Source organism: Erysipelatoclostridium sp. MSK.7.34, from assembly GCF_019041935.1.
Lineage (GTDB): Bacteria > Bacillota_I > Bacilli_A > Erysipelotrichales > Coprobacillaceae > Thomasclavelia > Thomasclavelia ramosa.
On sequence record NZ_JAHPYJ010000065.1, the window covers coordinates 1 to 1006 of the forward strand.

General features: G+C 25.4%; 1 protein-coding gene and 1 pseudogene. Both read right to left on the minus strand.

From position 1 onward, the window contains the following. Window positions 1–68: 68 nt before the first annotated feature. Window positions 69–251 (minus strand): annotated as a pseudogene (locus KTF99_RS17755) (ISL3 family transposase); the annotation flags it as partial. Continuing rightward, entirely contained in the window at window positions 206–715 is a 510-nt protein-coding gene (locus KTF99_RS16780; RefSeq protein WP_336244706.1) for a transposase, read from the minus strand. The gene KTF99_RS16780 and the pseudogene KTF99_RS17755, both read right to left, overlap by 46 nt. Window positions 716–1006 lie beyond the last annotated feature (291 nt).

The following is a 1006-nucleotide window of genomic DNA, read 5'->3' on the forward strand; positions in this document are numbered from 1 at the left end:
TTAGAAGATGTATAATCTTCAATAATTATCCTACTTTTTTATGTCTAGATATAGTATTATTTCATTTTTTATTTGTTTTTGTTTTTCTTGATTTGTTTTTTATTAATAGAAATTGTATACATATCTAAAAGATTCTGAGAATACATAATTCTATTTCTAGCTCTGTCAAAATTGGTCATTCCATTTTCATTAGATAGAATCTTTTTTACATAATTATTTTTTCCTTCAATACATCCGTTAGATATTCTTCTTCATTATATTCATTTTCTTTAACATCATTAAATACACGATAATCTTCTTTTAAATTATAAGCCATTTTTAATTCTTTGTTTATAGAAAGAACACATTCTAATACTCCTGCTTCACTAGTTGTATAACCTAATGTACGATCAAAAAAGTGCTTTTCATCATTTATTTTATCGCCACTCTTTAAAAGCAGTTCGTATCTATATTTTAATAAGTTGTATTCTTGACTATCTTTGTAACGTCTTAATATCCTTTTCCTAACTGAATTTAGACAATCTGTAATCTTCTTTAAAACACGGAAACTGTCAATACATATTATAGTTTTAGGAAAATATAGTCTCATTAAAGTGCGGTAATGATTATACATATCCATAGAAATGTATTTTACTTTATCACGTTCACTCTTAGGAATGGAGAAGAAATAATCATTAAGTTTCTCTTCACATCTAGATTCAACGATATCTAGGATAAGTTAGTTTTTGAATCCCATAATCATAAATGCATATTTATATTTAGAACGTCTGTCGAAATAGAAATCATCTATACATATGATTTCTTGTAAGTGGTGTCTTTTTAATTGAACATGATTATCAAATATTCTTACTACTGTTGAAGGGCTAACGTTATAGCATTTGGCAATAGATGAGTAAGTAGCTGTATAATGTTTAAGATCATTTAATATAGAAATTAATGTAACATTTGTAATAGAACTATAACTCTTATCAAAAGAATTTGGTTCATTAAATGTTTTCCTTCAGTA